The organism is Mangrovibacillus sp. Mu-81, assembly GCF_036867415.1.
Taxonomy (GTDB): Bacteria; Bacillota; Bacilli; order Bacillales; family Bacillaceae_B; genus Rossellomorea.
This window is the reverse complement of the sequence record NZ_JBAJHU010000002.1, coordinates 217,558-240,683: the sequence shown is the minus strand read 5'-3', so window position 1 is coordinate 240,683 and position 23,126 is coordinate 217,558. Positions and strand designations below refer to the sequence as shown.

Genomic DNA, 23,126 nt, shown 5'->3' with positions numbered 1-23,126 from the left:
GCAAGGAAGAAAAGGGCGGCCGACCTTTCTGTTCTTTGTAAACCAAATACTAAACAGTTCACAAGGATGTGGACTTACTTTCAAGGAGGAAATTATTGTTATGAGAATTAATCATAATATTGCGGCTCTTAATACTTATCGTCAGTTGAACAGTGCAGCTGCTGGACAATCAAAATCTATGGAGAAGTTATCTTCTGGTCTTCGTATTAACCGTGCTGGAGATGACGCAGCTGGTTTAGCGATCTCTGAAAAAATGCGTGGACAGATTCGTGGGTTGGATATGGCTTCTAAGAATGCTCAAGATGGTATTTCTTTAATTCAAACTGCTGAAGGTGCTTTGAACGAAACACATAGTATCTTACAACGGATGCGTGAACTATCTGTTCAATCAGCGAATGATACAAATACTGCTGATGATCGTGCAGAGATTCAAAAAGAAATTGACCAGCTTACAAATGAAGTTGATCGTATAGGAAACACTACAGAATTCAACACGAAGAAGTTATTGAACGGTTCTGCAAATGTTGGCACGTCTTTCTCAGTTGGTACGGCTGTAGATACTGCTAAAATTACTAATATTACTGGTACTGGTGAAACTCAAGTTGGTGGCCAGGTTGCAATTACTGCTGCAACAGCTGCAACTTCAGATGTTGTGGCAACAAGTTCAACTGGTGGATTTACATCAGCTACAGCTACATTCTCAGGTTTATCTGAAATTGTTGTTAATGGAACTAAATTCTCATTTAATTCTACTGATACTGTTCAAGATGCTATTGATCAAATTAATAATGCAAATGTTGGAGCAACAGTAGCATTAAATACATCAGACGAGTTAGAGTTTACTTCAACAAATAAGGGCTCAGCAACAGATATGACAATTGCAGTTGGAGGAACTGCAGGGGATTTCACTGGAATGGGAACACAAACTGAAGGTGTAGATGCATCCTTAACTATAACAGGTACTCCTGTATACACAGCAGAAGGTAATCATATAACAATTATGGATGGTACTGCTGAAGGCTTATCTTTTGACTTAACTGCTGACTTAGTAGCTGCAGTAACAATTGATGTAGATTCAAACGGAACTTTGAATATGCAAATTGGTGCAAATGAAGGTCAAGAAATGAATATTGGTATTGCAGATATGCGAGCAGCTGCACTTGGAGTAGATCAATTAGATTTAACTTCGCAAAATGGGGCTAAGAATGCAATTACTACTATTGATGCTGCAATTAAGTCTGTTTCTAGTGAGCGTTCTAAACTAGGTGCATACCAAAACCGTTTAGATCATACTATCAACAACCTAGGAACATCTTCTGAAAACCTAACTGCAGCGGAATCTCGTATCCGTGACGTAGATTATGCTTTAGCTGCCTAGAGCAACAAGCACAGTCGTCCTGACTGGTAACGGTCAGAGATCATAATTGGGTGAATTGCTGGAAACCCCTTAGAGCTTTTCTTGCCACAACGTAGTTGGAAACGACAAGCGTGATGGCTTGATAAAAGGAAAGATTGGGCAATCAGCAGCCAAGCTCCTGTCTTGAAAAAGTGGAGAAGGTTCAACGACTAGGATAGACCATCTAAGGCGAAAGCTATGGTGATGAAATCCGTAGGTGAAACAATGGTCATCAGCATTGTGAATCCGAAGTGCCCAACCCCTACTGGAAACCAGAGGGTGAAGATATAGTCTAGTCATTTATGAAAGTAAATGTTCGCACGATGGCGAAAGAAATGATGAACCAAACAAAGAATTCTATTCTTTCTCAAGCTGCTCAAGCTATGCTAGCTCAAGCAAACCAGCAGCCTCAAGGAGTTTTACAACTTCTTCGTTAATAATAGATAATTTTTAAAGGGACTCTAGTTCTGCTAGGGTCTCTTTTACTATAATATGGTATTTTCAGACTAAATCTTAGGCTCTTTTCGCATACTTTGTTGCTTTACACACAAGAAAATACCGGAACTTGGGTATTTTCGGATCGTATGTCCATAATTTATTTAAGCTTGAGTTCGAAAAGAGCACGGGCGCACACTTCATTCGAACGCCTAGATAATGGACGTAAAGCAACAATCTTTTAGGAAACAGCCAAATCTTATAATGAATGGTAGGTAGTTACACATGGCACTATTCAATGATATTAAAATAAGAAAATTAGATCAGGAAGGATTTTACAAAGGGAAGAATTATAATCATCAAGGAATAAATATTGAATTTATTTTACAGCAAATTGATCCTTGGAAAAATGATTTGAGTGGTTATAAATGGTCAATTGTTGTTTTTAACAGTTCTTTTTCACTACCACTAGGAGCAAATATATTAGCAGGAGATAGAGTTAATTGGATTTTTAAACAATTAGAAAAAACTTATCCGAATTATAAAGATAATCATTCAATTGCAATTTTCATTCATGAGAAATCACTTGAGCTAATTGACAATCTTGGTAAATAAAATGGTAATGGAAAGTTACGAAGATCAGAAAAAATTTCTCAAAGAACAGGTGGAGTGGTGTAAGGACCAAGGTCGTATTTTAGGATCAATGGACAGAGAACTTCATGAAATGAGAACAATCGTTGTTTATGTCCTCGAACATGTACTTACTCCTATAGAAGTTAATGAGTTGAATAGTCGTTTAAATAATTTGAAAATGAAAGTTCATTCTTTAGAACAGCAGTTGCAATCTTTTGTCCATTAGAACAAGAAAGGGGTGTTTTCCATGGATATAGCATTGATATCAATGGAAGCGGAGTGTGGATTTCCACTTCGGTATTCGTTTCTTAGACATCTCATCAATGCCCATATAAGAAGTTTCACACGCAATTCTTAAATCAATCCCGACTAAGGAACTAAGGGGTGGTGTTAATTAGCAGCTAAGTTTGTGTATGAAAACTTTATAGAAGCTTACTCAGCGTATTTTGTTATTGAAACGTTAGTATACTCTTTCTTCTAACTGAATCTAAACTTTCCCCAAACTCTTCCGATATAACCCATATACCCCTCAAGGAGGATCAACCAATGATTGAAAAAGTGACAGGCAGTATCCCAAACACACAATCATTTATCAAACTGGAAAACAATCAAAATGAAGCAGTAAAATACATCCAGGGACAGGAACGGCAGCAAGAAGAGAACACCAACAAAGAACCTGTCACGAAAGAAAAAATGCAAGATGTCGTTCAGGGGATGAATGAGTTTTTGCATGCTTCGAATACACACCTCAAATTTGAATTTCATGAGAAATTGCAAGAATACTATGTAACGATTGTAGATGAGCAGACTAAAGAAGTAGTAAGGGAGATCCCTGCAAAGAAGATCCTCGATATGTACGCAGCGATGACTGAATTTGTGGGATTGATGGTAGATAAAAAGATTTAAAGGAAGGTGATTCCTGATGGCAGATATGCGAATTGGCGGGCTTGCCAGTGGTATGGACACCGATCAGATCATAAAGGATTTAATGAAAGCGGAGCGTATTCCCCTTGATAAAATAGAGCAGAAGAAGCAGTATCTCGAGTGGCAGCGTGATGATTACCGGGATATGAATAAAATGATGTTTGATTTCAGTAATTTGATTTTCGATGGCGTCATGAAGCAAGGTACATATACACAGAAATCTGTCTCGATTTCGGACCCGAATGAAGTTTCGGTGAAGAATATAAATGCTACCGGTGATTTTTCCGGGACGATTAAGGTGGAATCATTAGCCACTGCGGCAACGATGTATAGCTCAGCGGCGATTACTCAGTCTGACGGCAGCGCGTTTAACCCGAAGAAGAAACTGAGTGAGTCTTTCGGTTTGACCGGCGAACAATCGATCAAGGTCAGGGCCATTCAGGAAGACGGTACGATGGCAGCTGATTTCACGGAAATAAAGTTTGACCCGGCAGAAGAAAGCCTGGAGAGTCTCATTTCGAAAATAAACGACCAGACCGGTGTCACCATGTTCTATGATTCACATACGAAACAGATGTCTGTGATGAGTCAGAACACAGGAAGCAACGATACGGGAGCAGAGATTGAACTTCAAGGCACGTTGTTCAGCACACATTTGAAACTTGATGGAGATAATGACGCAGCTTCAACTGCAGGAAGAGGTTCCGTTGGTGAGAACGCTGTTTTTACCTATAACGGAATGCAAACGGAACGCGCGTCCAATACATTTACCATCAACGGGTTCGAATTGACGCTGAAAAATGCTTCGAATACCAATGTGTCGTTCAGTTCACAGCCTGACACTGACAAAATCCTTGAAAAAATCGTCAAATTCGTAGACGAATACAATAAATTGATTGAAAAGGTAAACGGGGAACTCAACGAAAAGAATTACCGGGATTTCAAGCCTTTGACGGCTGAACAAAAAGAGGCGATGGAAGAGAAGGAAATTGAACTTTGGGAAGAGAAGGCACGCAGCGGGACTCTTCGCAACGATTCGGTTCTTTCCTCTGCTATGAATAAGATGAGGGTGGACCTTTACACACCGGTATCCGGCGGGACATCGGGAACGGACCAGTTATCTCAAATCGGGATCAAGACCTCCAGCAACTATCTGGAAAGAGGGAAATTGATCATCGATGAAGCCAAGCTCCGGGAAGCGATTTCGAAGGATCCGAACGCCATCTATGAAATTTTCGCGAAAGACGGTGCGACATCCGGTGAACAGGGAATCGCCCGCCGTCTGCGTGACACTTTGAAAGATACGATGGACAGTGTCGAGAAGAAGGCAGGGAAAACCTCAAGCACGAATAATACTTTCTCATTGGGACGCCTGTTGAACAATATGGACAATCAGATCGACCGGTTCGAGGACCGCATGATTCAAGTCGAGGACCGCTACTGGCGTCAGTTCACTGCCATGGAGCAAGCGATTCAGCGGTCCAATCAGCAATCCATGTACCTTATGCAGCAATTCGGCGGGGGCATGTGATTTTTGATAAAAGCAGTACAAAAGGCAGTACAAAAGGAGTGTCAATATGGCCATCAACAACCCGTATGCAGCATATCAGAACAACTCGGTGACCACTGCGTCGCCCGGTGAACTAACGCTTATGCTTTATAACGGAAGCCTGAAGTTTATTCATATCGCCAAAAAAGCCATTGAAGATAAAAATATTGAAATGAAGAATACCAACATTCAAAAAGCTCAGGCCATCGTCAGCGAACTGATGGTCACGCTCAATACAGACCTGGAAATCTCCCAGAAACTCATGTCACTCTATGATTACATCAACCGCCGTTTAACAGAAGCAAATGTTAAAAACGACGGGGCTATTTTAGAAGAAATTGAAGGGATGATCACAGAGTTCCGCGACACATGGAAACAGGTCATCCAGCTCAACCGTCAAAAACAGCATGCCGGTCAAGGCGGGCAGGCATAATGAGCACGGTCATGCTTTGCCACTCCATCACCAAACATCTGAAAGAGGCAGTTGATGAGGTGGCGGCCGGCAATCGCGATTATGTCATTGAAAAGATTGATAATCTGTTGAAGGAAAGACAAAGTCTTCTTGGCAGTATCCAGCCTCCTTTTACGGAAGACGAGCAGGTGCTTGGCAAGCAAATGATGGCCTGGAATCAGGAGATTGACCGCAAACTCATCCTTCTCCGGACAGAAATCAAGCGTGATATGAACGGGCTGACAAAGAAGAAAACATCGGCTCAAAAGTATACAAATCCATATGAAAACATGCAGCACGACGGTATGTTCTACGATAAAAAGAAATAGGTGATTCTTTGACAAACGCAGTAAAGATCGACGAAAGACAATATGAACTGATTCAGCAGTATATTGATATGCTTGAGACGATCGAAGAGGCACTGGATTATGTCACAGCGAGCTTCGCAGACATCGAAAAGACAGAAGGCGGCCGGGTGCTGTCGGATGTGTTCGAGGCATTGGGGCAGGTTTCCGAGAGCAACAAGGTTTTCAAGGATATGTTCAGGGATCGTCCTGAGTTCATCATTGTATTGGAAAAGTTCGAGACGGTCATCGATCAGGCAATGGAGCTGAACGGTCACTTCCAGGAAAGCAACATGAAAGAGGAAATCGTGAAAGGCAAGCTTTCACCTGCATTCTCTGCCTGGAAATTGGAAATAGACCAAGTCATGAAACCACTATTGAATCATTAAGGAAGAGCCCCCGGTTTCGGGGCTTTTTTTTTTAGGGAAATTTTCATGCTATGATTAGGTAACGAATAATTACTAGTGAGATGATAAACATGCAAACCTTGATCAACCTCGTCACCAACGAAACCATTAAACAAGCATCGCTCACCCGGACTTGGATGTCACTCGGGATTATCCTGTTCATTAACATAGTGTCATCCTTCTTTGTGTATATCCTCTTTGACGGCGTCCAATTTTCATTCTGGGAATTTATGAGGATCAGCTCGAATCTATTACTCGTGATCCAAATTTTTTGCCTGATCATTGCAGGGGACATCGTATCGAATGAATTTTCAGGAGGCACGATCAAGCTGCTTCTGATCCGCCCGATTAAAAGAAAGGCCATCCTACTGTCCAAGTATGTAACAGTCCTTGTATGGGCGCTTCTATTGACAACTGCTCATTTTCTCTTTTCGTCTCTGCTCGGCATTATTTGGTTTTATGATAGTTTCTTCGATTTTTCAGTCAATTTCTTTGTAGTCGCCGGGGCTTACGTGTTGAGGTTCATCGAAATGATCCTCATCTGCTCGCTGGCATTTACACTCTCAGTCCTCACAAGAAGCAGCGCGTTTGCCATCGGACTCACGATCTTTCTCACCTTTACATCCAATACAATGATGATCCTCCTCAGCGAACGCGGCCAGGAATGGGGAAAATACTTTCTGCTGGCAAATACCGACCTGCAGCAGTACTTCTTCGCCACACCCCCTTTTGAAGGAATGACATTTGGATTTTCCGTAATCGTGAATGTAATCTATCTGGCGGTCTTCTGTTTGGCATCGGTGTATGTTTTTAGTAAGAGAGATGTGGAAGTGTAGGTATTGGTGGTGTCAGGCTCAAAGCCTCGACTTTGAGCCTGGCACCTTTTTTTACAAAGATAATGGTAGTTTGGTAGTTATGTGTTCGTATTATGGGGATCCGGCGGGGAGGGGCAATCACCTGGTGAATAAAGTGAGGAATTCAACAGGTGAATAATTTGATTTATTCACCTGCTGAACAGCCGGAAGCAGGTGATATAGGAATAGAGTTGCAAAGCAGGAAATTCCGTAATTTTGTCGAATAATGTAAACATACCAATTGAAAGGGTGTTGTCATGTACAAGAAAAGAGAATGGTCCCCTGGATTCACGTATCATATTACGGCACGGGGGAATCGTAAATATAATATTTTCAGGAACAAAGGTGACAGATTAATGTACTTGAACTATTTAGAGGATGCAAAGCAAAAGTACCCCTTTATACTCCACTCCTATTGCCTCATGACGAATCACATCCATCTTTTACTCCAAACGGAAAACGATCCCCCTGGTAAAATCATTCATCAAATCCATTACCGTTACGCAAGGTATTTTAACAAGAAGAACGGATTTCAAGGTCATTTGTTTGAAGGACCTTACCGGTCAACTCTGATAAAAAACAATAAACAATTGATTGACACGAGCTGCTACATCCACCTGAATCCGGTTAGAGCCGGCATTGGAAATGAACCAGAAAGTTACCAGTGGTCCAGTTACCGGAGCTTCATAACAAATCGCAACAATATCCATGTTAATCAGGACAGGATCCTTGCTTGTGTGAATAACTCAAAAACTCACTATAAATTTTATACAGAAACCAAACTCCATCAATTTGATAATCGAGCGGAACATTATTAAGATATTTTTATTCACCTGGTGAATTAAGACATATTTTCATCAGGTGAATGAATTATAATATTCAGTTGGTTAATATCTCTCAAATATCACCAGCTGAATTTGTGTCATAAATCACCAACTGAATCACACACAATCCCTTAAACCCCGACACTCTTGACACCCTATAAACTCCTCCGACAAAAAACTCCCTAAAATGACAAAAAATTTCGAAAGTTTAAGCAGGAATATTTAAGGGAATAGAGAAATATATAAACATAGCTTTATTTTTAAAAGGAGGAGTTTACATGTTGAATTACAACATTCGAGGCGAGAACATTGAGGTAACTCCAGCGATTCGCGAACACGTGGAGAAAAAGATTGGCAAGTTAGATCGTTACTTTAATGAAACTCCTGACGCAAATGTACATGTTAATCTGAAAGTGTACCCTGATAAAAATACTAAAGTTGAAGTGACTATTCCAATGCCGCACCTGGTCCTTCGAGCAGAGGAACGACACACGGATATGTATGCGGCCATTGATCTGATACTAGATAAATTGGAACGCCAAATTCGCAAGCATAAAACAAGAGTGAACCGAAAAATGCGTGAAAAAGGCAGTCCGAAAGAGTTCTTCGCCGCCCAGGAGGATTTGAACCACGTTTCTCCGAACGGTGCAGCTGCTGTTGAAGTAGAAGAAGAAAACGAATCAGAAGTAGTGCGTACCAAACAGTTCAATCTGAAACCGATGGACAGTGAGGAAGCGATCCTTCAGATGGATCTGCTGGGCCACAGCTTTTTCGTATTCACGGATGCAGAAACCAATGCGACAAACATTGTGTACAAGCGTCGTGACGGAAAATACGGCTTGATTGAAACGAACTGATTAAATAATTATAGATCCTGCAGTCTTCCGGGCTGCAGGATTTTTCCAATTAAGGGAAGGATTTTTCCAATTTTTGTCGAATTTTCAGAGTAGACATTAAAGAGGGGGAACCAGATTGAGAGATCCGCGATTAGGGAAATTGGCAGAAGTGCTGCTTACACATTCATTGAAAATGAAAGAAGGAGAAAAACTCCTGATTACAGGTGAATATACCACAAAGCCGCTGGTAAAAGAGCTGATAAGAAAAGCGTATGATTTGGGTGTCATTCCGTATTTCGAATTTGGTGATCAGGAATTGATGCGTGTTATCGCCACACATGCAAATGCCGAGCAAATGATCCTTCAGAATAAATGGAATATGGAGAGATATCGGGATTTAGATGCGTTCATCAGTATCTCGAGCGACCCGAACGACGCGGAGATGAGTGAGGTACCCGGCGAGCAGTGGCAGCTTCTCATGCCTCTCGTAAAAGAATCAAATGATTACCTGGTAGAAAAGAAGAAGTGGGTTCTATTAAACTATCCAAATCCATCTCTCGCCCAAAAAGCCAAGATGAGCTACGACACATTCTTTGATTATCTATTGGAAGTGTGCACCGTCGATTACAAACAGATGGAGGAAGCACAGAAGCCGCTCAAAGAGTTGATGGACCGCACCGATAAAGTGCGGATCACCGGTGAAGGGACGGATCTTACTTTTTCCATAAAAGACATTCCTGCAGTGATGTGTTTCGGAGAGAGAAATATTCCGGACGGGGAAGTGTATACGGCACCGGTCAAGGATAGCGTGAATGGGACGATTACGTACAACACCCCGACGCTGTACCGCGGATTTTCGTTTGACAGCATTTCCTTGACGTTTGAAAACGGGAAGATCGTGAAGGCGGCTGCCGATAAAACGAAGGAACTCAATGAGATTCTCGATACCGATGAAGGTGCACGTTTTATCGGGGAGTTCGCGATAGGCGTGAACCCGAAGATCAAGGAGCCAATGCTGGATATTTTGTTTGATGAAAAAATAAGCGGCAGCTTCCATTTCACTCCAGGGCAGGCATATGAAGGGGCGGATAACGGAAACCGTTCCAGTGTCCACTGGGATATGGTCTGCATCCAGAGGCCTGAGTACGGCGGAGGAGAAATATACTTTGACGATGTTTTGATTCGCAAGGATGGGTTATTTGTAATAGAAGAGCTGAAAGGGTTGAATCCTAACGCTCTTACTTAAAAGGAGGACATCACCATGACATATTCCATTGTCGGATATGACCCTGAAGAGAAGGAATGGGGAATCGCAGTTCAATCTAAGTTTCTTGGAGTCGGTTCGGTCGTGCCGTTTGCAAAAGCGGGAGTCGGTGCGGTGGCAACCCAGTCTTATGCCAATACCGCTTACGGACCGCAGGCACTCCAACTGATGGAAGAAGGCAAGATGGCAGAAGAAGCTTTGGATATCATCACGAAAGATGATCCAGAGCGCCATCTCAGACAGGTCGGATTGATCGATGCCTGGGGCCACGCCGCCACGTTTACCGGAGAAGGGTGTTATGACTGGGCAGGCGGTGCCACTGGAATGCATTTTGCTGCACAGGGGAATATTTTAGTAGATGAACATACGGTCAAAGCCATGGCGGAAACCTTTGAATCTGCAAATGGAAGTCTGGCAGAACGCCTGCTCCACGCACTTGATGCCGGCCAGGAAGCAGGAGGCGACTCCCGCGGCATGCAGTCAGCCGCCCTTCTGGTGGTAAAAGAAAACGGTGGCTACGGAGGCTTCAATGACCGCTACATCGACCTGCGGGTTGACGACCATCCTTCACCCATCAAAGAGTTGAAGAGAATCTATTTGATGCACCAGCTTTATTTTAAAGAATCAGCCCCTGGAAGAGTCGTATTAGTAGAAGGCGAGATCAGTGATGACCTGGAGAAAGAATTGAGCCGTCTTGGATACACGAATGATAAAAAGTCACTTCACCAGGCACTCAGAGACTACCTCCACACCGAAAACTTCGAAATGCGCGAGCAGGATGAAAATTATATTGATCTGGATGTGCTGGATTATATGAAGAAGCAGGGAAGATAGAATGATAGAGAGCCATTTTCAAGGGGAAGAGATTTGAAAATGGCTCTTTTATATGGGATGTGAAAATAGTAATAACCGTCACCAGCTTTTGATTGTAGTGCAAGACGAAGACTCCTGCGGGAAAAGCGAGTTAGGTGAGACCCCACAGGAGCGCATGCGACGAGGAGGTCACCAACCGCCCGCGGAAAGCGAAGTCTTGCACGGAAATCAAAAGCGGCATTCAAGGTGCGTTATGTAGTAAAAGGCTATTCCATTTCCGCTGGTTGTTTTTACAAACCCCAAAACGGTTTAACCAATCACCAAAATGTTATATAATGAACATTTGTGAACGGGACTCAAGAATTCGGAGGTAAGAACAACCATGAGTACAGTCGGAAGAAATGAACCGTGTCCTTGCGGGAGCGGTAAGAAATATAAGAAATGCTGTGAAAAAGAGAACATTGTGAATATAGATACGCTGGTGAACCAGGAACTGGATGTGCTGCAGGCGCAGCTGTATGATTTCATCGCTACGGCGCAGGATCCGAAGATGGAAGAAGCCTATCATGAATACCTGAAGAAGATGGATTTGATGAAAGCAGATCCGGATATTTATGAGATGGCGTTCGTCAGCTGGTTCGGTTCGACGCAGAAAGCTGCAGACGGTGTGCGATTGATCGACCGCTTCATCGATAAGACGGTACATACGGTGACCCGGCCGCAGACGGCTGCCGTGTTGGAATCTTGGAGAAACTTGCGTGTAACAGCTGGTACAGTCGAAAAAGTGGATGACAGCACCCTTCATGTAGAGGAAATCATGACCGGTGAAAAATTAGTCGTAAAAGAGAGTTTCGGGAAGCTGGAAGAGAAGAGCTTCTTCCTGGCACTGCTGCTGCCGAACGGTGACAAGTACCTGCCATTCGCCCAGTACTTCATCTACCCATCGATCGAAAAAGCAGCGATGGAATTGGTAAAGATCCGGTTTGAACAGGGAGAATTTCAGAACCTGCAGGAGTATTTGGCTGATCAATATATGATGCTTGCCGATGTCGGGTTTGTTTTATACAGTGCGGAAAAGAAAAAATCCGGTAAGAAGGCAGCTGTCGATGCAATTGGGACGGAAATCGAAGCGGCAGTAACTTCTGAAGATTCAAGTGAGCAGGCTGACACGATCGAAGGAGTGGAAATCTGGAAGACTCCTGAATACATGGAAGCCATCACGTCTCTGCAAACGTTTTTAAAAGAAAAAGGCGAAGACAAGGATGAAAGCGATCTGCTCGTGGCAGTACTGGAAAAATACTTCTACACAGAACGCCCGACGATCCGCAACCCGAAAATCTATTCAGGTGCACTCGTCGACATGGCCAAAAACATCGACGAAATCAGCATCCGCCATGTCCAAAGAGAACTGGCCGAATACTTCGACGTATCCGCCAACAGCATCTCCAGAAGAAGTAAACAGATCTGGGAAAGCTATGGGGACACAGTCTGCGAACTGCTAACTAAATAAACATAATTTATGGCCCTCCCCCCATTGTCTATGCAATGGGGGGAGGGCCATATTTATTTTGCATACCAAATGCGCCAGGTAATTCGTGAAAGCACTCCCCACTGCCTTAAGTTGTAAGAGGGGTGGGATAGTGGTAGAATTAATAGGGATGTAATGTATTTAGTAGCAGGATTTATAGGGCTTTTAGCGAATGTGTAGTAGAGATGATTCAGCGGGAAATGGAAGCTAAGGTTTTCTCATCGAATTCTCATTTACTTTCGTTATAGTGGTAAGTGTTGTTTGGCTCTTACTTATACAGATAAAGGAGCGTTATACATGCTTGGGATTTTAAACAAAGTGTTCGATGCTAATAAACGGGAATTGAAGAGGCTAGAGAAAATAGCCGATCAAATAGAAGAAATGGCTCCGGAGATGGAGCGTCTGACGGATGATGAAATCCGTGAGAGAACGGAGCGATTTAAAGAGCGCTATCAAAAAGGCGAGGACCTGGAGGATATGATGGTCGAAGCGTTTGCGGTTGTGCGGGAATCGGCTCGCCGTGTTTTAGGTCAATATCCGTACCGCGTCCAGCTGATGGGGGGAGCATCCCTTCACGGCGGGAACATTTCCGAAATGAAAACCGGTGAAGGTAAAACCCTGACGTCAACGATGCCGGTTTATCTTAATGCGATCACCGGCAAAGGCGTTCACGTCGTAACGGTCAATGAATACCTTGCCAGCCGTGATGCTGAGGAAATGGGGCAGCTTTACAATTTCCTTGGTCTGACAGTCGGTCTGAACCTTAACTCGATGTCGAAAGATGAAAAGCGTGAAGCATATCAAGCGGATATCACATATGGAACGAACAACGAATTCGGATTCGATTATCTTCGTGACAACATGGTTCTGTACAAAGACCAGATGGTGCAGCGCCCGCTTCATTTCGCCGTGATCGATGAAGTTGACTCAATTTTAATTGATGAAGCACGTACCCCATTGATCATTTCCGGTAACGCACAACGTACGCCGCAGCTTTATATCCAGGCGAATGCGGCCGTCCGTACCCTGAAAAAAGACGAAGACTTCACATATGATGAAAAAACAAAAGGGGTTCAATTGACGGAAGAAGGTATCACAAAAGTGGAGAAGGCCTTCCATATCGATAACCTCTTCGATATCTCACATGTAACCCTTAACCACCATATCAACCAGGCGCTGAAAGCTCACGTGAGTATGCACCGCGACGTAGATTACGTGGTACAGGAAGGCGAAATCGTCATCGTTGACTCCTTCACCGGCCGCCTGATGAAAGGCCGCCGCTACAGTGACGGTCTTCACCAGTCCATCGAGGCGAAAGAGGGACTCGAAATCCAGAACGAAAGCATGACGATGGCCACGATCACATTCCAGAACTACTTCCGTATGTACGAAAAGCTATCCGGGATGACCGGTACGGCGAAGACGGAAGAAGAGGAATTCCGCAACATCTACAACATGAGCGTCATCGTCATCCCGACGAACAAACCGATCGTCCGTGATGACCGTGCCGATTTGATCTATGCTTCGATGGAAGGGAAATTCCTGGCCGTCGTCGAGGATATCAAGGAACGTTATGAAAAAGGACAACCGGTCCTTGTCGGGACGGTGGCGGTTGAAACGTCAGAATTGATTTCGACACTTTTAACGAAAAAAGGCGTGCGCCATAACGTATTGAACGCGAAAAACCATGGCCGTGAAGCCGAAATCATTTTAGAAGCGGGCCAAAGAGGCGCCGTGACGATCGCGACGAATATGGCCGGCCGTGGTACGGACATCAAGCTTGGTGAAGGCGTACTGGATCTCGGCGGTCTTGCCGTCATCGGTACCGAGCGCCATGAATCACGCCGTATCGATAACCAGCTCCGCGGACGTTCCGGACGTCAAGGGGACCCTGGTGTGACGCAATTCTACCTTTCAATGGAAGATGAATTGATGCGCCGTTTCGGTTCAGACAATATGAAGGCGATGATGTCCCGACTCGGAATGGATGACACACAGCCGATTCAAAGTAAAATGGTCAGCCGTGCCGTTGAATCTGCGCAGAAACGAGTGGAAGGAAACAACTTCGACGCCCGTAAGCAGCTTCTTCAATATGACGATGTCCTTCGTCAGCAGCGCGAAATCATTTACAAGCAGCGTTATGATGTCATTGAATCAGAGAACCTTCGCGAAATCGTGGAGGGCATGATCAAATCCGTCATCGAACGCCAGGTTGCCGCTCATACAGCCGATGAGGAAATCGACAGCTGGAATCTTCAAGGTCTGGTCGATTACGTGAACGCGAATCTTCTTCCTGAAGGGGATATCACGGTTGACGACCTTAGAGGCAAAGAAGCAGATGAAATCACCGATCTGATCTATGAAGACGTGAAACATCGCTATGATGAAAAAGAAGAAGAGATGAGCGCTGAACAAATGCGTGAATTCGAGAAGGTCATTCTCCTTCGCGCCGTCGATACGAAATGGATCGACCACATCGATGCGATGGAACAGCTCCGTCAAGGTATCCACCTGCGTGCATACGGACAGAACGACCCGCTTCGCGAATATCAGCATGAAGGCTTCGGCATGTTCGAAAGCATGATTTTGGCCATCGAAGAAGACGCAGCCAAATACGTCATGAAAGCCGAAATCAGAAGCAACCTTCAGCGCCAGGAAGTAGCCAAAGGCCAAGCCGTCAACCCGAAAGAAGAAGGCGGTAAAGCCAAGAAAAAACCGGTCCGCAAACAAGAAGACGTCGGACGCAACGACCCCTGCCCATGCGGCAGCGGCAAAAAATACAAACACTGCCACGGCAGAATCGGATAAAAGCTTGACCGGAAGATGATACCTGGTACTTCATACAGTACCAGGTACTTTTCCGTTTTTAGTGGGGGAGCGGTTTGCGAAGGCTGATGCTGAGGTTTTGGTGCCTGGAACAAAAACCCGTCTCGGTGCAAGGCACAAATCGAGTGGATTGTGCCTTGCACAGACTTTGGAATCTGATCCAGACTCAAAATCAGCATGGCGTGTACCAGGTACAATTAATGCATTTTGTACCAGGTACAACAAATCCAAAACGTACCAGGTACAAACCAAATTCACCACTCTACAATAAAAATAAAATAACAACCCAAATAACTACAGAGGTGACCAATCATGGAACTAGCAGAAATCAGATCAGAGTTGGAAAAATCAGCTAAAACTTTAGCGGACTTCAGGGGGTCTCTTTGACTTAGAAAACAAAGAGGCACGGATTCAGGAACTTGATGAACTCATGGTTCAGCCCGATTTCTGGGATGACCAGCAAAAAGCACAGGGACTTATTAATGAAGGAAACGGACTTAAAAGCCTTGTAAATGATTACAAAGCAATGCTTGAAACCCAGGAGAACCTGGAATTGACGCTCGAACTTGTAAAAGAAGAGCCGGACGAGGACCTCCAGCAGGATCTTGAACAAGAGCTTGATGACCTGATGAAGCGCCTGAACGACTATGAACTTCAGCTTTTACTCAGCGAAGAGTACGACAAAAACAATGCAATCCTTGAACTCCACCCGGGTGCAGGCGGAACCGAGTCCCAGGACTGGGGTTCTATGCTGCTCCGAATGTACACTCGCTGGGGTGAGAAAAAAGGATTCAAAGTCGAGACGCTCGATTATCTTCCCGGGGACGAAGCGGGAATTAAAAGTGTCACACTTGCGATCAAAGGTCACAACGCATACGGCTATTTGAAAGCGGAAAAAGGTGTTCACCGCCTTGTCCGTATTTCACCGTTTGACTCTTCCGGCCGCCGTCATACTTCATTCGTATCATGCGAAGTGATGCCGGAATTCAATGAAGAAATTGAAATCGAAATCCGCACAGAAGACCTTAAAATCGATACGTACCGTGCAAGCGGCGCTGGTGGTCAGCACATCAATACGACTGACTCCGCTGTCCGGATCACACATATTCCGACGAACGTCGTCGTAACTTGCCAGTCAGAGCGTTCTCAGATCAAGAACCGTGAATCTGCCATGAAAATGCTGAAAGCCAAACTCTATCAAAGGCGGATCGAAGAACAGGAACAGGAAATGGCCGAAATCCGCGGCGAGCAAAAAGAAATCGGATGGGGAAGCCAGATCCGTTCCTACGTCTTCCACCCTTACTCCATGGTCAAGGACCACAGAACCAACACAGAATCAGGCAACGTACAGGGCGTAATGGACGGCGATATCGACCCGTTCATCAATGCGTACCTTCGTTCTAAAATAAAGTAATTTAAAAAGCTGAACCTTCCACGTCGGGAGGTTCAGCTTTTTTATTAGTGTACCTTCATGTTTTAGTGGTGCCAGGCATAAACACCCTGATTTGTACCAGGCACAGATCAAAGTAAACGAGCCTGGCTCAAATCCGGTAATCTGAGCCAGGCTCAAACCACCTCAACTGAGCCAGGCACCCCGCCATCCACCACCCACCACCCCACCTCTCTAACACTTCACCACGTCACTGAACTGTCATTTACACCTTTCAACACCCATGCTATACTCTCAAAGGTTATAACAGAGCATGCCGGGAGCACTGAAAAGCCCCGGAATGGCATCACAAGATCAATAACTAACTAAAAAATATCAGTAAGAGCCAAGTTCCATTCCTCATCTAATTAACGTGCGAATGCACACTTGTCATACACACACCTGTGTGCAGAGAATGGATGATTTGCACAACTTGTACTCATACTATCAATACATCGCAGAAGGAGTCGTACGGAAATGGGTTTGAAGCAAAGACGTCGGGATCAGTCATTTAATCCCCGGAAAGAGAAGTTTTTGGAGTATTTGTTTGTGGTGATCGGTTCAGCATTTGTGGCGATAGCGTTCAATGTGTTTTTACTTCCGAATGAGGTTGCCTCGGGGGGAGTAAGCGGGATTTCTACTATATTAAAGGGTCTGTTTGATTGGAAGCCTGCATTTGTTCAGTGGGCATTTAACATTCCCTTATTCATTGCGGGACTCATTTTCCTGGGTCTGCAATTTGGTGTGAAAACAGCAATCGGGACGATTTTTCTGCCGTTGGTAGTTTTTTTGACCGAAGATTGGGAGCCGTGGACGGAGGACCCGCTGCTTGGAGCCTTGTTCGGGGGAATCGGAGTAGGGATCGGATTGGGTATCGTATTCCGCGGTAAAGCCTCCACGGGCGGTACGGACCTTGCCGCGCAGATTGTCAATAAGTTCACAGGTTTTTCTCTTGGGACATGCGTGGCGATGATTGACGGGATGATCGTGCTGTCAGCAGCCATCGTCTTTGATATTGAACGGGGGTTGTATGCACTCATCGGGCTGTACGTAACGAGTAAAACGATCGACCTTGTGCAGGTCGGGGTCAGCCGGTCCAAGATGGCACTCATTATTACCAACCGCCAGGAAGAGATTCGTGAAGGAATTCTGAATAAAATTGACCGCGGTGTGACAAAACTATCTGCATACGGCGGTTTCACCGATGACGAGCGTCCGATCCTGATGGTCGTCGTCGATCAGACCGAATTCACAAAACTGAAACAACTGGTTAAAAGCATTGATGCATCTGCATTTGTCGTCACAATGGACGCTTCAGAGGTGTTGGGCGAAGGTTTCAAACGGGTATAAGCTTGGTATAATTATCTATAGGAGAAAGATTTCACCACAGTCATATCTTGCTCTTAAATTTTTTCCTAGGAGGAGAAAACATGAAGAAAATGCTTTTAGGTATTCTTTTAGGAACTTCATTAGTACTTGCAGCCTGCGGCGGAGACGATGGCGGAGACAGCAAGGAAACGAGCTCAGGCGGCGTTGATGCAGAGAAGATTGTTAATAACAAATGTACCAGCTGTCACGGCGGCAACCTTGAAGGCGGCATGGGACCGGCACTTAAAGACGTTGGATCCCGTTTAGACAAAGATCAGATTCTTGAAGTCCTCGAAAATGGTAAAGGTCAAATGCCAAAAGGTCTTGTAAAAGGCGAGGAAGCAGAAGCAGTTGCTGAATGGCTGGCGAATAAAAAATAAGAGTGAATTAGAAGAATCCTGGTGGCAGGATTCTTCTTTTTTATTTGAAAATGAACCCCCACTGTTAATCTACCTGTAATCAACCACCCAATTATGATTATTCCTCTCAAATATCCACACAAATTTCATCCCCTTCTTTAAATCTATATGACAAACAAATTAATCGTTTCAATTTCTTAAAAGAGAGCAGCGGACTCCTTCAAGTAAAGGTTTTAAAGTGAAGACCCATATACCTTTTGCACTTGTTGTTAGTACCTGTTAATAGTTAAAAATAACTAGTTAAAACTCGAATTTTAGGTATTTTTGTCAATAAAAAAGGTAAATATTTCTCAAAATCTGAGTTTTTGCAATGAAACTGTAATAATTTTTTTCCTTAACATCGTAAGAAGTGATGTTATAATATTTTCGTGAGCGAAATTCGAGCAATTTCACCAATTTATGTCTAATTTGGCAGAGGCGGCAGAATTTTAGTCACACTCATAGTTGAAACAGCCAAGAGGGGAACTACATACTACAAATTAGGTGATTAAATAATGATAGAAATGAAAGACGTCTATAAGCAGTATAACAATGGTGTTATGGCTGCAAATGGGTTTAACGTCCACATTAAGCAAGGCGAGTTTGTTTATGTCGTGGGTCCAAGTGGCGCCGGAAAGACTACATTCATCAAGATGATGTACCGCGAAGTGAAACCTTCCAAAGGTGATATCATCGTGAATGGTATAAATCTGGCAAAGATAAAGACTAGCAGAGTACCTCATTTACGCAGGAATATAGGAGTGGTCTTCCAGGATTTCAAACTGCTTCCTTCCCTGACGATCTATGAAAATGTTGCGTTTGCACTCGAAGTAATCGAAGAGCATCCGAAGCAGATCAAGAAGAGAGTCATGGATGTATTGGAACTGGTGGGACTTAAGCATAAAGCAAGGATGCTTCCGAATGAATTATCAGGCGGGGAGCAGCAGCGTGTGTCGATTGCACGTTCAATCGTCAATACACCGAAGCTGGTGATTGCGGACGAGCCTACAGGGAATCTGGATCCCGAAACATCTTGGGATATCATGAACATCCTTGAGGAAATCGCAAACCGCGGCACCACAGTGATCATGGCTACACATAACCGGGAAATCGTAAATACAATCAAGCATCGGGTAATCGCCATCGAGAATGGCCGGATTGTCCGGGACGAACAGCGAGGTGATTACGGTTATGAAGGCTAGGACGTATGCCCGTCACGTTAGGGAAAGTTTCAAGAGCATCGGCCGTAACGGCTGGATGACATTCGCATCAGTCAGTGCAGTAACCGTCACATTATTACTTGTTGGTGTTTTCATCGTTCTGATGCTAAACATGAACAAGGTTGCAACCGATATAGAGAAAGATGTCGAAATCCGCGTACTGATGGAAATCGGCACGAAGCAGGAAGAAGCTAAAGCCGTTGGAGATAAGATAGAGAAGATAAATGGAGTCGAATCCGTCGATTATTCTTCCAAAGAAGAAGAACTCCAGAACCTTGTAAAGGATCTCGGTGACGATTTCAGATTATTTGAGCAGGATAACCCATTATATGATGTATTTATTGTAAAAGCGAAAGATCCCCGTGATACCGGAAAAATTGCTGGACAAATCAACAAGTATGAACATGTCAACGAAGCAATGTACGGTGAAGCGAAGATTGAAAAGTTATTCAATATCCTGGAAATGAGTCGAAACGTCGGACTGGTCCTGATCATCGGACTATTGTTCACGGCAATGTTCCTTATCTCCAATACGATTAAGATAACAATTGTCGCTAGAAGAAGGGAAATCGAGATAATGAAACTCGTGGGTGCAACCAACTGGTTTGTACGTTGGCCGTTCGTCCTGGAAGGACTATGGCTCGGTGTTTTAGGTTCTATTATCCCGATCGCTCTTGTTACAACTGGTTATTACTATGCTTATGGATTTATAAAACCAAAACTTCAAAACCATTTTATCCAGATGCTGGACTTTACCCCATTTATCTATCAGGTAAACGGTTTGATCCTATTAATGGGATGCTTGATCGGGGCTTGGGGAAGCTTCATGTCTGTACGTAAATTCTTAAGAGTATAAAAAATTGATAGGTTGATAGAAGCTGAAAGGAGCATGCCGCTTGAACAAGAAGTATTTTATGTCAATAGCAATCGCAGCAGCATTAACAATCGGGAGTTTGCCAACGTTAGCGAATCCAGCTAGCGCTCACTCCTCAGTAGACGATCTGAAGAAGAAACAGGATGAGGTATCCTCTAAGAAAGATCAAATCAACGGTGAGATCAATGAGAAAAAATCAGAAATCAATGCCAACATCAATAAACAGCAGGATATTAAAGCGAAGATTGCAGAATTTGATGCAAAGATAAGAGACACAGAAAGCAAAATAGCAGAAAAAGCAAAAGAAATTGAACAAACAACAGCTGAAATCGAGAAGCTTAAAGTGGAAATCAAAGAACTGGAAGACAAGATCAAAGAGCGTAATGAACTTTTAAAAGAACGTGCTCGTGCGATTCAGGAAAAAGGCGGCTCAGCAAACTATCTTGACGTGCTTCTTGGTGCGGACAGCTTCGGTGATTTCATCAACCGGATGACTGCAGTCAATACGATCGTCAGTGCAGATAAAAAGATCATGGATGAACAAAAGAGAGACCAGGAAAAGTTAGAGAAAAAGAAAGAAGAAGTAGAAAGCAAACTGGCACAGTTGGAAAATGATAAAGCAAGTCTGGAAACACTGAAGAAAGACCTGAACAGTGAAAAAGCTCAAAAAGCTGAATTGTTCAAGCAGCTTGAAAAACAGCAGGCTTCCCTTGAAAAAGAAAAAGTGAATCTTGAAAAAGAATCAAGTGAATTGGCGAAAATGGAACAGCAAATCGGCGGAGAAATCCAGGCTGAGCAAGCACGCTTAGCAGAACTTGCACGTCAGCGTGAACTTGAGAAGAAGAGACAGGCTGAAGCTGCGGCGGCGGCTGCAAAACAAGCATCCGCTTCAAGCAGCGGCGGTTCTGCATCAGCATCTGCTGCAGTGACCACACCGGTAAGTTCAGGAACTTGGACAAGACCTGCATCAGGTTCAATCACGACCGAATACGGTTGGGATGTGCTAAACGGTGAATCTCGTTATCACTATGGAACAGATATTGCGGCAGGTGGAAGCGTACCGATCGTTGCAGCGGCAGATGGCTATGTCATCAAGAGCCACTACAGCTCAAGCTACGGAAACGTTGTGTACATCACACACTCAATCAATGGTAAAACCTTCACTACAGTCTATGCCCATATGTCTTCTTCATTAGTGGGTACTGGAACGCCTGTAGACAAGGGTCAGCGTATCGGATACATGGGGAACACAGGGTATTCATTCGGTCAGCATTTACACTTCGAACTTCACGCAGGTTCTTGGAATGCATCGAAATCAAACTCTGTAAATCCGCGTCGTTATATCAACTTCTAATAGAATAGTAGTCATATAAAAATCCTGCCATACGTTTATGGCAGGATTTTTTTGGATAAAAGAGTAATAAGTTGAAGTCACTTATGAATTTGTTAAAGTTCTATGCCTATCAAGAATATTCATAAAAGAATACTTCCTGCTCCTTACAAAACATACGTAATAATGTATAATGAAGACAAATGTCGAAAAAGAAAGATTTTTAGCTAAAAAACACTTTTCATTCATATTTGTAATTGGTACTATAGTATTAGTGGAGTCAAACGAACTATATCATTTGAACTATATAACAACCTTCGATAATGGCAAACTAATTGAAAGATTAGGACGCAAAGCCACGGATCTAACGTTTTTTATGAAAAAACTATGACCGCCGGGTTACCGAAAAGGATTGGAACTTAAATGAACGTTGTCGAAAATTGTCAGCTTCATTTATAGCCCGCCATTCTTTTTGGCGGGCTGTTTTATTGGATTAGATTTGACTCAAAGTCATTGATTACGAGTGATTCAGGAAAGGAGACTTGAAGATGGAGCAAGCAAATGAATCTGATGTCAGAAGGCAGTTAAGAAGTTTTTGCAGGAGAAATCGTTCCTCTTTAAAAAAGTACGACTCCTATTCGGCAGAGGAATTAAGCGACATGGTATTGAGCAGGATTGGCTATGAAGAAGTGAAGCGAATCGTGGACGATATCAAGCTGATCGATCGGAGAGGCGGCAACACTGGATTCTATCTGCTCCTTATTTTAGAAGCGTTAAGAGGTTCACAGAAAGCTGATTCAGACAAAAGAGCCATCATATAACAAAAACCGGATGTCTGCTTATATTGACAGCCGGTTTTTTTGTGGTCATGTGGGTATCAAACGTCATGCGGACTTGGAAAGCCACTGTTCGAGATTCTTTTCAGCTGTCCGGATATCCATTGTAATGTTTGTGAGAAACTCAAAATGTTGATCCCGTTGACCGCGGTGCTTTAATAATTGAAAGATAGCAGGCTTTTGATATTTGATCACCGTCATCACTTCCATCATGGGCAAGTATGCCTCTTTAGGCTGAATGCGCAAGAAAGAACGAATAAGCTGGATATATTCTCCTGCATATTTTGGTTCATCTCCCCGCAATTCAAGCAACGCATTCAAACGGCTTATATGACGTTTAATCGTTTGGAGCTCTTCAAATGTCATCCCGATTTCCCCTTTATCCTTTTGTTGGCGGCCCGGCCATCCTAGCGTCACTCTACCATCCGCCTTAGACCCGAAGCTTTGCGTCCTCCCCTTTCAGGAAGTTTGCCTTTTTCAACAGAACCCTGTCAAAAAGAATCCACCTTATCATTATTATCGGCCAGTCCCGTTATACTGTTAACCGTAAATAAAGAGAAAGTAGTAGTTCTATATGCCTGATTATG

The 23,126-nt window shown here is 43.7% G+C and carries 22 protein-coding genes, 2 pseudogenes and 2 riboswitches; of the genes and pseudogenes, 23 read left to right on the top strand and 1 reads right to left on the bottom strand.

Annotation, left to right across the window (positions count from 1 at the left end):
- The first annotated feature begins 100 nt into the window (after window positions 1-100).
- The 23 genes and pseudogenes from V6B33_RS04905 (at window position 101) to V6B33_RS04800 (ending at window position 22,524) form a co-directional block, all read left to right on the top strand.
- Window positions 101-1,378 carry a flagellin N-terminal helical domain-containing protein gene (locus V6B33_RS04905; RefSeq protein WP_334216630.1) on the top strand — a complete coding sequence of 426 codons (1,278 nt, stop codon included), beginning with the start codon at window positions 101-103 and terminating at the stop codon, window positions 1,376-1,378.
- A 341-nt stretch (window positions 1,379-1,719) separates the two neighbouring features.
- A pseudogene (locus tag V6B33_RS04900) lies at window positions 1,720-1,833 on the top strand (flagellin); the annotation flags it as partial.
- 283 nt (window positions 1,834-2,116) lie between these two features.
- Entirely contained in the window at window positions 2,117-2,446 is a 330-nt protein-coding gene (locus V6B33_RS04895) for a hypothetical protein (RefSeq protein WP_334216629.1), read from the top strand.
- Between the two features lie 564 nt (window positions 2,447-3,010).
- The gene (flaG, locus tag V6B33_RS04890; protein WP_334216628.1) at window positions 3,011-3,370 is read left to right on the top strand and encodes a flagellar protein FlaG; all 360 of its coding nucleotides are present in this window, start codon (window positions 3,011-3,013) and stop codon (window positions 3,368-3,370) included.
- A 16-nt stretch (window positions 3,371-3,386) separates the two neighbouring features.
- Window positions 3,387-4,919, top strand: a complete 1,533-nt coding sequence (locus V6B33_RS04885) for a flagellar hook-associated protein 2 (RefSeq protein WP_334216627.1) — start codon at window positions 3,387-3,389, stop codon at window positions 4,917-4,919.
- 46 nt (window positions 4,920-4,965) lie between these two features.
- Window positions 4,966-5,370 (top strand): flagellar export chaperone FliS, encoded by a 405-nt coding sequence (gene fliS / locus V6B33_RS04880; RefSeq protein WP_334216626.1) that lies wholly within the window; start codon window positions 4,966-4,968, stop codon window positions 5,368-5,370.
- Window positions 5,370-5,717, top strand: a complete 348-nt coding sequence (locus tag V6B33_RS04875; RefSeq protein WP_334216625.1) for a flagellar protein FliT — start codon at window positions 5,370-5,372, stop codon at window positions 5,715-5,717. Before fliS ends, V6B33_RS04875 begins: the two co-directional genes overlap by 1 nt.
- An 8-nt stretch (window positions 5,718-5,725) precedes the next feature.
- Window positions 5,726-6,121 carry a hypothetical protein gene (locus tag V6B33_RS04870; RefSeq protein ID WP_334216624.1) on the top strand — a complete coding sequence of 132 codons (396 nt, stop codon included), beginning with the start codon at window positions 5,726-5,728 and terminating at the stop codon, window positions 6,119-6,121.
- Window positions 6,122-6,210: 89 nt separating this feature from the next.
- The gene (locus V6B33_RS04865) at window positions 6,211-6,975 is read left to right on the top strand and encodes an ABC transporter permease (RefSeq protein WP_334216623.1); all 765 of its coding nucleotides are present in this window, start codon (window positions 6,211-6,213) and stop codon (window positions 6,973-6,975) included.
- A gap of 275 nt (window positions 6,976-7,250) precedes the next feature.
- Entirely contained in the window at window positions 7,251-7,811 is a 561-nt protein-coding gene (locus tag V6B33_RS04860; protein ID WP_334216622.1) for a transposase, read from the top strand.
- A 284-nt stretch (window positions 7,812-8,095) separates the two neighbouring features.
- Window positions 8,096-8,674 carry a ribosome hibernation-promoting factor, HPF/YfiA family gene (gene hpf, locus V6B33_RS04855; protein WP_334216621.1) on the top strand — a complete coding sequence of 193 codons (579 nt, stop codon included), beginning with the start codon at window positions 8,096-8,098 and terminating at the stop codon, window positions 8,672-8,674.
- 115 nt (window positions 8,675-8,789) lie between these two features.
- Window positions 8,790-9,899: an aminopeptidase gene (locus tag V6B33_RS04850; protein WP_334216620.1), complete on the top strand. Its 1,110-nt coding sequence runs from the start codon at window positions 8,790-8,792 to the stop codon at window positions 9,897-9,899.
- A gap of 15 nt (window positions 9,900-9,914) precedes the next feature.
- Complete coding sequence (locus V6B33_RS04845; protein WP_334216619.1) at window positions 9,915-10,751, top strand: DUF1028 domain-containing protein; 837 nt, start codon at window positions 9,915-9,917, stop codon at window positions 10,749-10,751.
- Between the two features lie 88 nt (window positions 10,752-10,839).
- Window positions 10,840-11,066: pseudogene (locus tag V6B33_RS22040) on the top strand (hypothetical protein).
- Window positions 11,067-11,112: 46 nt separating this feature from the next.
- Window positions 11,113-12,240 (top strand): YecA family protein, encoded by a 1,128-nt coding sequence (locus tag V6B33_RS04840; RefSeq protein WP_334216618.1) that lies wholly within the window; start codon window positions 11,113-11,115, stop codon window positions 12,238-12,240.
- A 315-nt stretch (window positions 12,241-12,555) separates the two neighbouring features.
- Window positions 12,556-15,066, top strand: a complete 2,511-nt coding sequence (gene secA, locus V6B33_RS04835; protein ID WP_334216617.1) for a preprotein translocase subunit SecA — start codon at window positions 12,556-12,558, stop codon at window positions 15,064-15,066.
- Between the two features lie 330 nt (window positions 15,067-15,396).
- A protein-coding gene (gene prfB / locus V6B33_RS04830) for a peptide chain release factor 2 (protein ID WP_334216616.1) occupies window positions 15,397-16,498 on the top strand; the annotation gives its coding sequence in 2 pieces (ribosomal slippage) (window positions 15,397-15,468 and window positions 15,470-16,498; 1,101 coding nt in all).
- Between the two features lie 492 nt (window positions 16,499-16,990).
- Window positions 16,991-17,863, top strand: a complete 873-nt coding sequence (locus V6B33_RS04825; protein WP_334216615.1) for a YitT family protein — start codon at window positions 16,991-16,993, stop codon at window positions 17,861-17,863.
- Between the two features lie 80 nt (window positions 17,864-17,943).
- Window positions 17,944-18,261 (top strand): cytochrome c551, encoded by a 318-nt coding sequence (gene cccB / locus V6B33_RS04820; RefSeq protein ID WP_334216614.1) that lies wholly within the window; start codon window positions 17,944-17,946, stop codon window positions 18,259-18,261.
- A 533-nt stretch (window positions 18,262-18,794) separates the two neighbouring features.
- A complete protein-coding gene (gene ftsE / locus V6B33_RS04815) occupies window positions 18,795-19,481 on the top strand; it encodes a cell division ATP-binding protein FtsE (RefSeq protein ID WP_334216613.1) in 687 nt (228 codons plus the stop codon).
- Window positions 19,471-20,355 carry a permease-like cell division protein FtsX gene (ftsX, locus tag V6B33_RS04810; protein WP_334216612.1) on the top strand — a complete coding sequence of 295 codons (885 nt, stop codon included), beginning with the start codon at window positions 19,471-19,473 and terminating at the stop codon, window positions 20,353-20,355. The genes ftsE and ftsX overlap by 11 nt, the downstream gene beginning before the upstream one ends.
- A gap of 40 nt (window positions 20,356-20,395) precedes the next feature.
- Complete coding sequence (locus tag V6B33_RS04805) at window positions 20,396-21,727, top strand: murein hydrolase activator EnvC family protein (RefSeq protein WP_334216611.1); 1,332 nt, start codon at window positions 20,396-20,398, stop codon at window positions 21,725-21,727.
- A gap of 291 nt (window positions 21,728-22,018) precedes the next feature.
- Window positions 22,019-22,110, top strand: a riboswitch (cyclic di-GMP riboswitch).
- 141 nt (window positions 22,111-22,251) lie between these two features.
- On the top strand, window positions 22,252-22,524 hold the full coding sequence (locus V6B33_RS04800) for a hypothetical protein (RefSeq protein ID WP_334216610.1): 273 nt from the start codon (window positions 22,252-22,254) through the stop codon (window positions 22,522-22,524).
- Between the two features lie 63 nt (window positions 22,525-22,587).
- On the opposite strand, the gene V6B33_RS04795 is transcribed toward V6B33_RS04800, so the two are convergent.
- Window positions 22,588-22,956: a hypothetical protein gene (locus V6B33_RS04795; RefSeq protein WP_334216609.1), complete on the bottom strand. Its 369-nt coding sequence runs from the start codon at window positions 22,954-22,956 to the stop codon at window positions 22,588-22,590.
- Window positions 22,929-23,022, bottom strand: a riboswitch (cyclic di-GMP riboswitch). Its footprint overlaps the gene before it by 28 nt.
- Window positions 23,023-23,126: the final 104 nt, after the last annotated feature.

Bases quoted from the DNA above. Each gene is read 5' to 3' on its own strand.
- V6B33_RS04905 (WP_334216630.1), top strand. From the start codon at position 101: ATGAGAATTAATCATAATATTGCGGCTCTTAATACTTATCGTCAGTTG.
- V6B33_RS04895 (WP_334216629.1), top strand. From the start codon at position 2,117: ATGGCACTATTCAATGATATTAAAATAAGAAAATTAGATCAGGAAGGA.
- flaG (WP_334216628.1), top strand. From the start codon at position 3,011: ATGATTGAAAAAGTGACAGGCAGTATCCCAAACACACAATCATTTATC.
- V6B33_RS04885 (WP_334216627.1), top strand. From the start codon at position 3,387: ATGGCAGATATGCGAATTGGCGGGCTTGCCAGTGGTATGGACACCGAT.
- fliS (WP_334216626.1), top strand. From the start codon at position 4,966: ATGGCCATCAACAACCCGTATGCAGCATATCAGAACAACTCGGTGACC.
- V6B33_RS04875 (WP_334216625.1), top strand. From the start codon at position 5,370: ATGAGCACGGTCATGCTTTGCCACTCCATCACCAAACATCTGAAAGAG.
- V6B33_RS04865 (WP_334216623.1), top strand. From the start codon at position 6,211: ATGCAAACCTTGATCAACCTCGTCACCAACGAAACCATTAAACAAGCA.
- V6B33_RS04860 (WP_334216622.1), top strand. From the start codon at position 7,251: ATGTACAAGAAAAGAGAATGGTCCCCTGGATTCACGTATCATATTACG.
- hpf (WP_334216621.1), top strand. From the start codon at position 8,096: ATGTTGAATTACAACATTCGAGGCGAGAACATTGAGGTAACTCCAGCG.
- V6B33_RS04845 (WP_334216619.1), top strand. From the start codon at position 9,915: ATGACATATTCCATTGTCGGATATGACCCTGAAGAGAAGGAATGGGGA.
- V6B33_RS04840 (WP_334216618.1), top strand. From the start codon at position 11,113: ATGAGTACAGTCGGAAGAAATGAACCGTGTCCTTGCGGGAGCGGTAAG.
- secA (WP_334216617.1), top strand. From the start codon at position 12,556: ATGCTTGGGATTTTAAACAAAGTGTTCGATGCTAATAAACGGGAATTG.
- V6B33_RS04825 (WP_334216615.1), top strand. From the start codon at position 16,991: ATGGGTTTGAAGCAAAGACGTCGGGATCAGTCATTTAATCCCCGGAAA.
- cccB (WP_334216614.1), top strand. From the start codon at position 17,944: ATGAAGAAAATGCTTTTAGGTATTCTTTTAGGAACTTCATTAGTACTT.
- ftsE (WP_334216613.1), top strand. From the start codon at position 18,795: ATGATAGAAATGAAAGACGTCTATAAGCAGTATAACAATGGTGTTATG.
- ftsX (WP_334216612.1), top strand. From the start codon at position 19,471: ATGAAGGCTAGGACGTATGCCCGTCACGTTAGGGAAAGTTTCAAGAGC.
- V6B33_RS04800 (WP_334216610.1), top strand. From the start codon at position 22,252: ATGGAGCAAGCAAATGAATCTGATGTCAGAAGGCAGTTAAGAAGTTTT.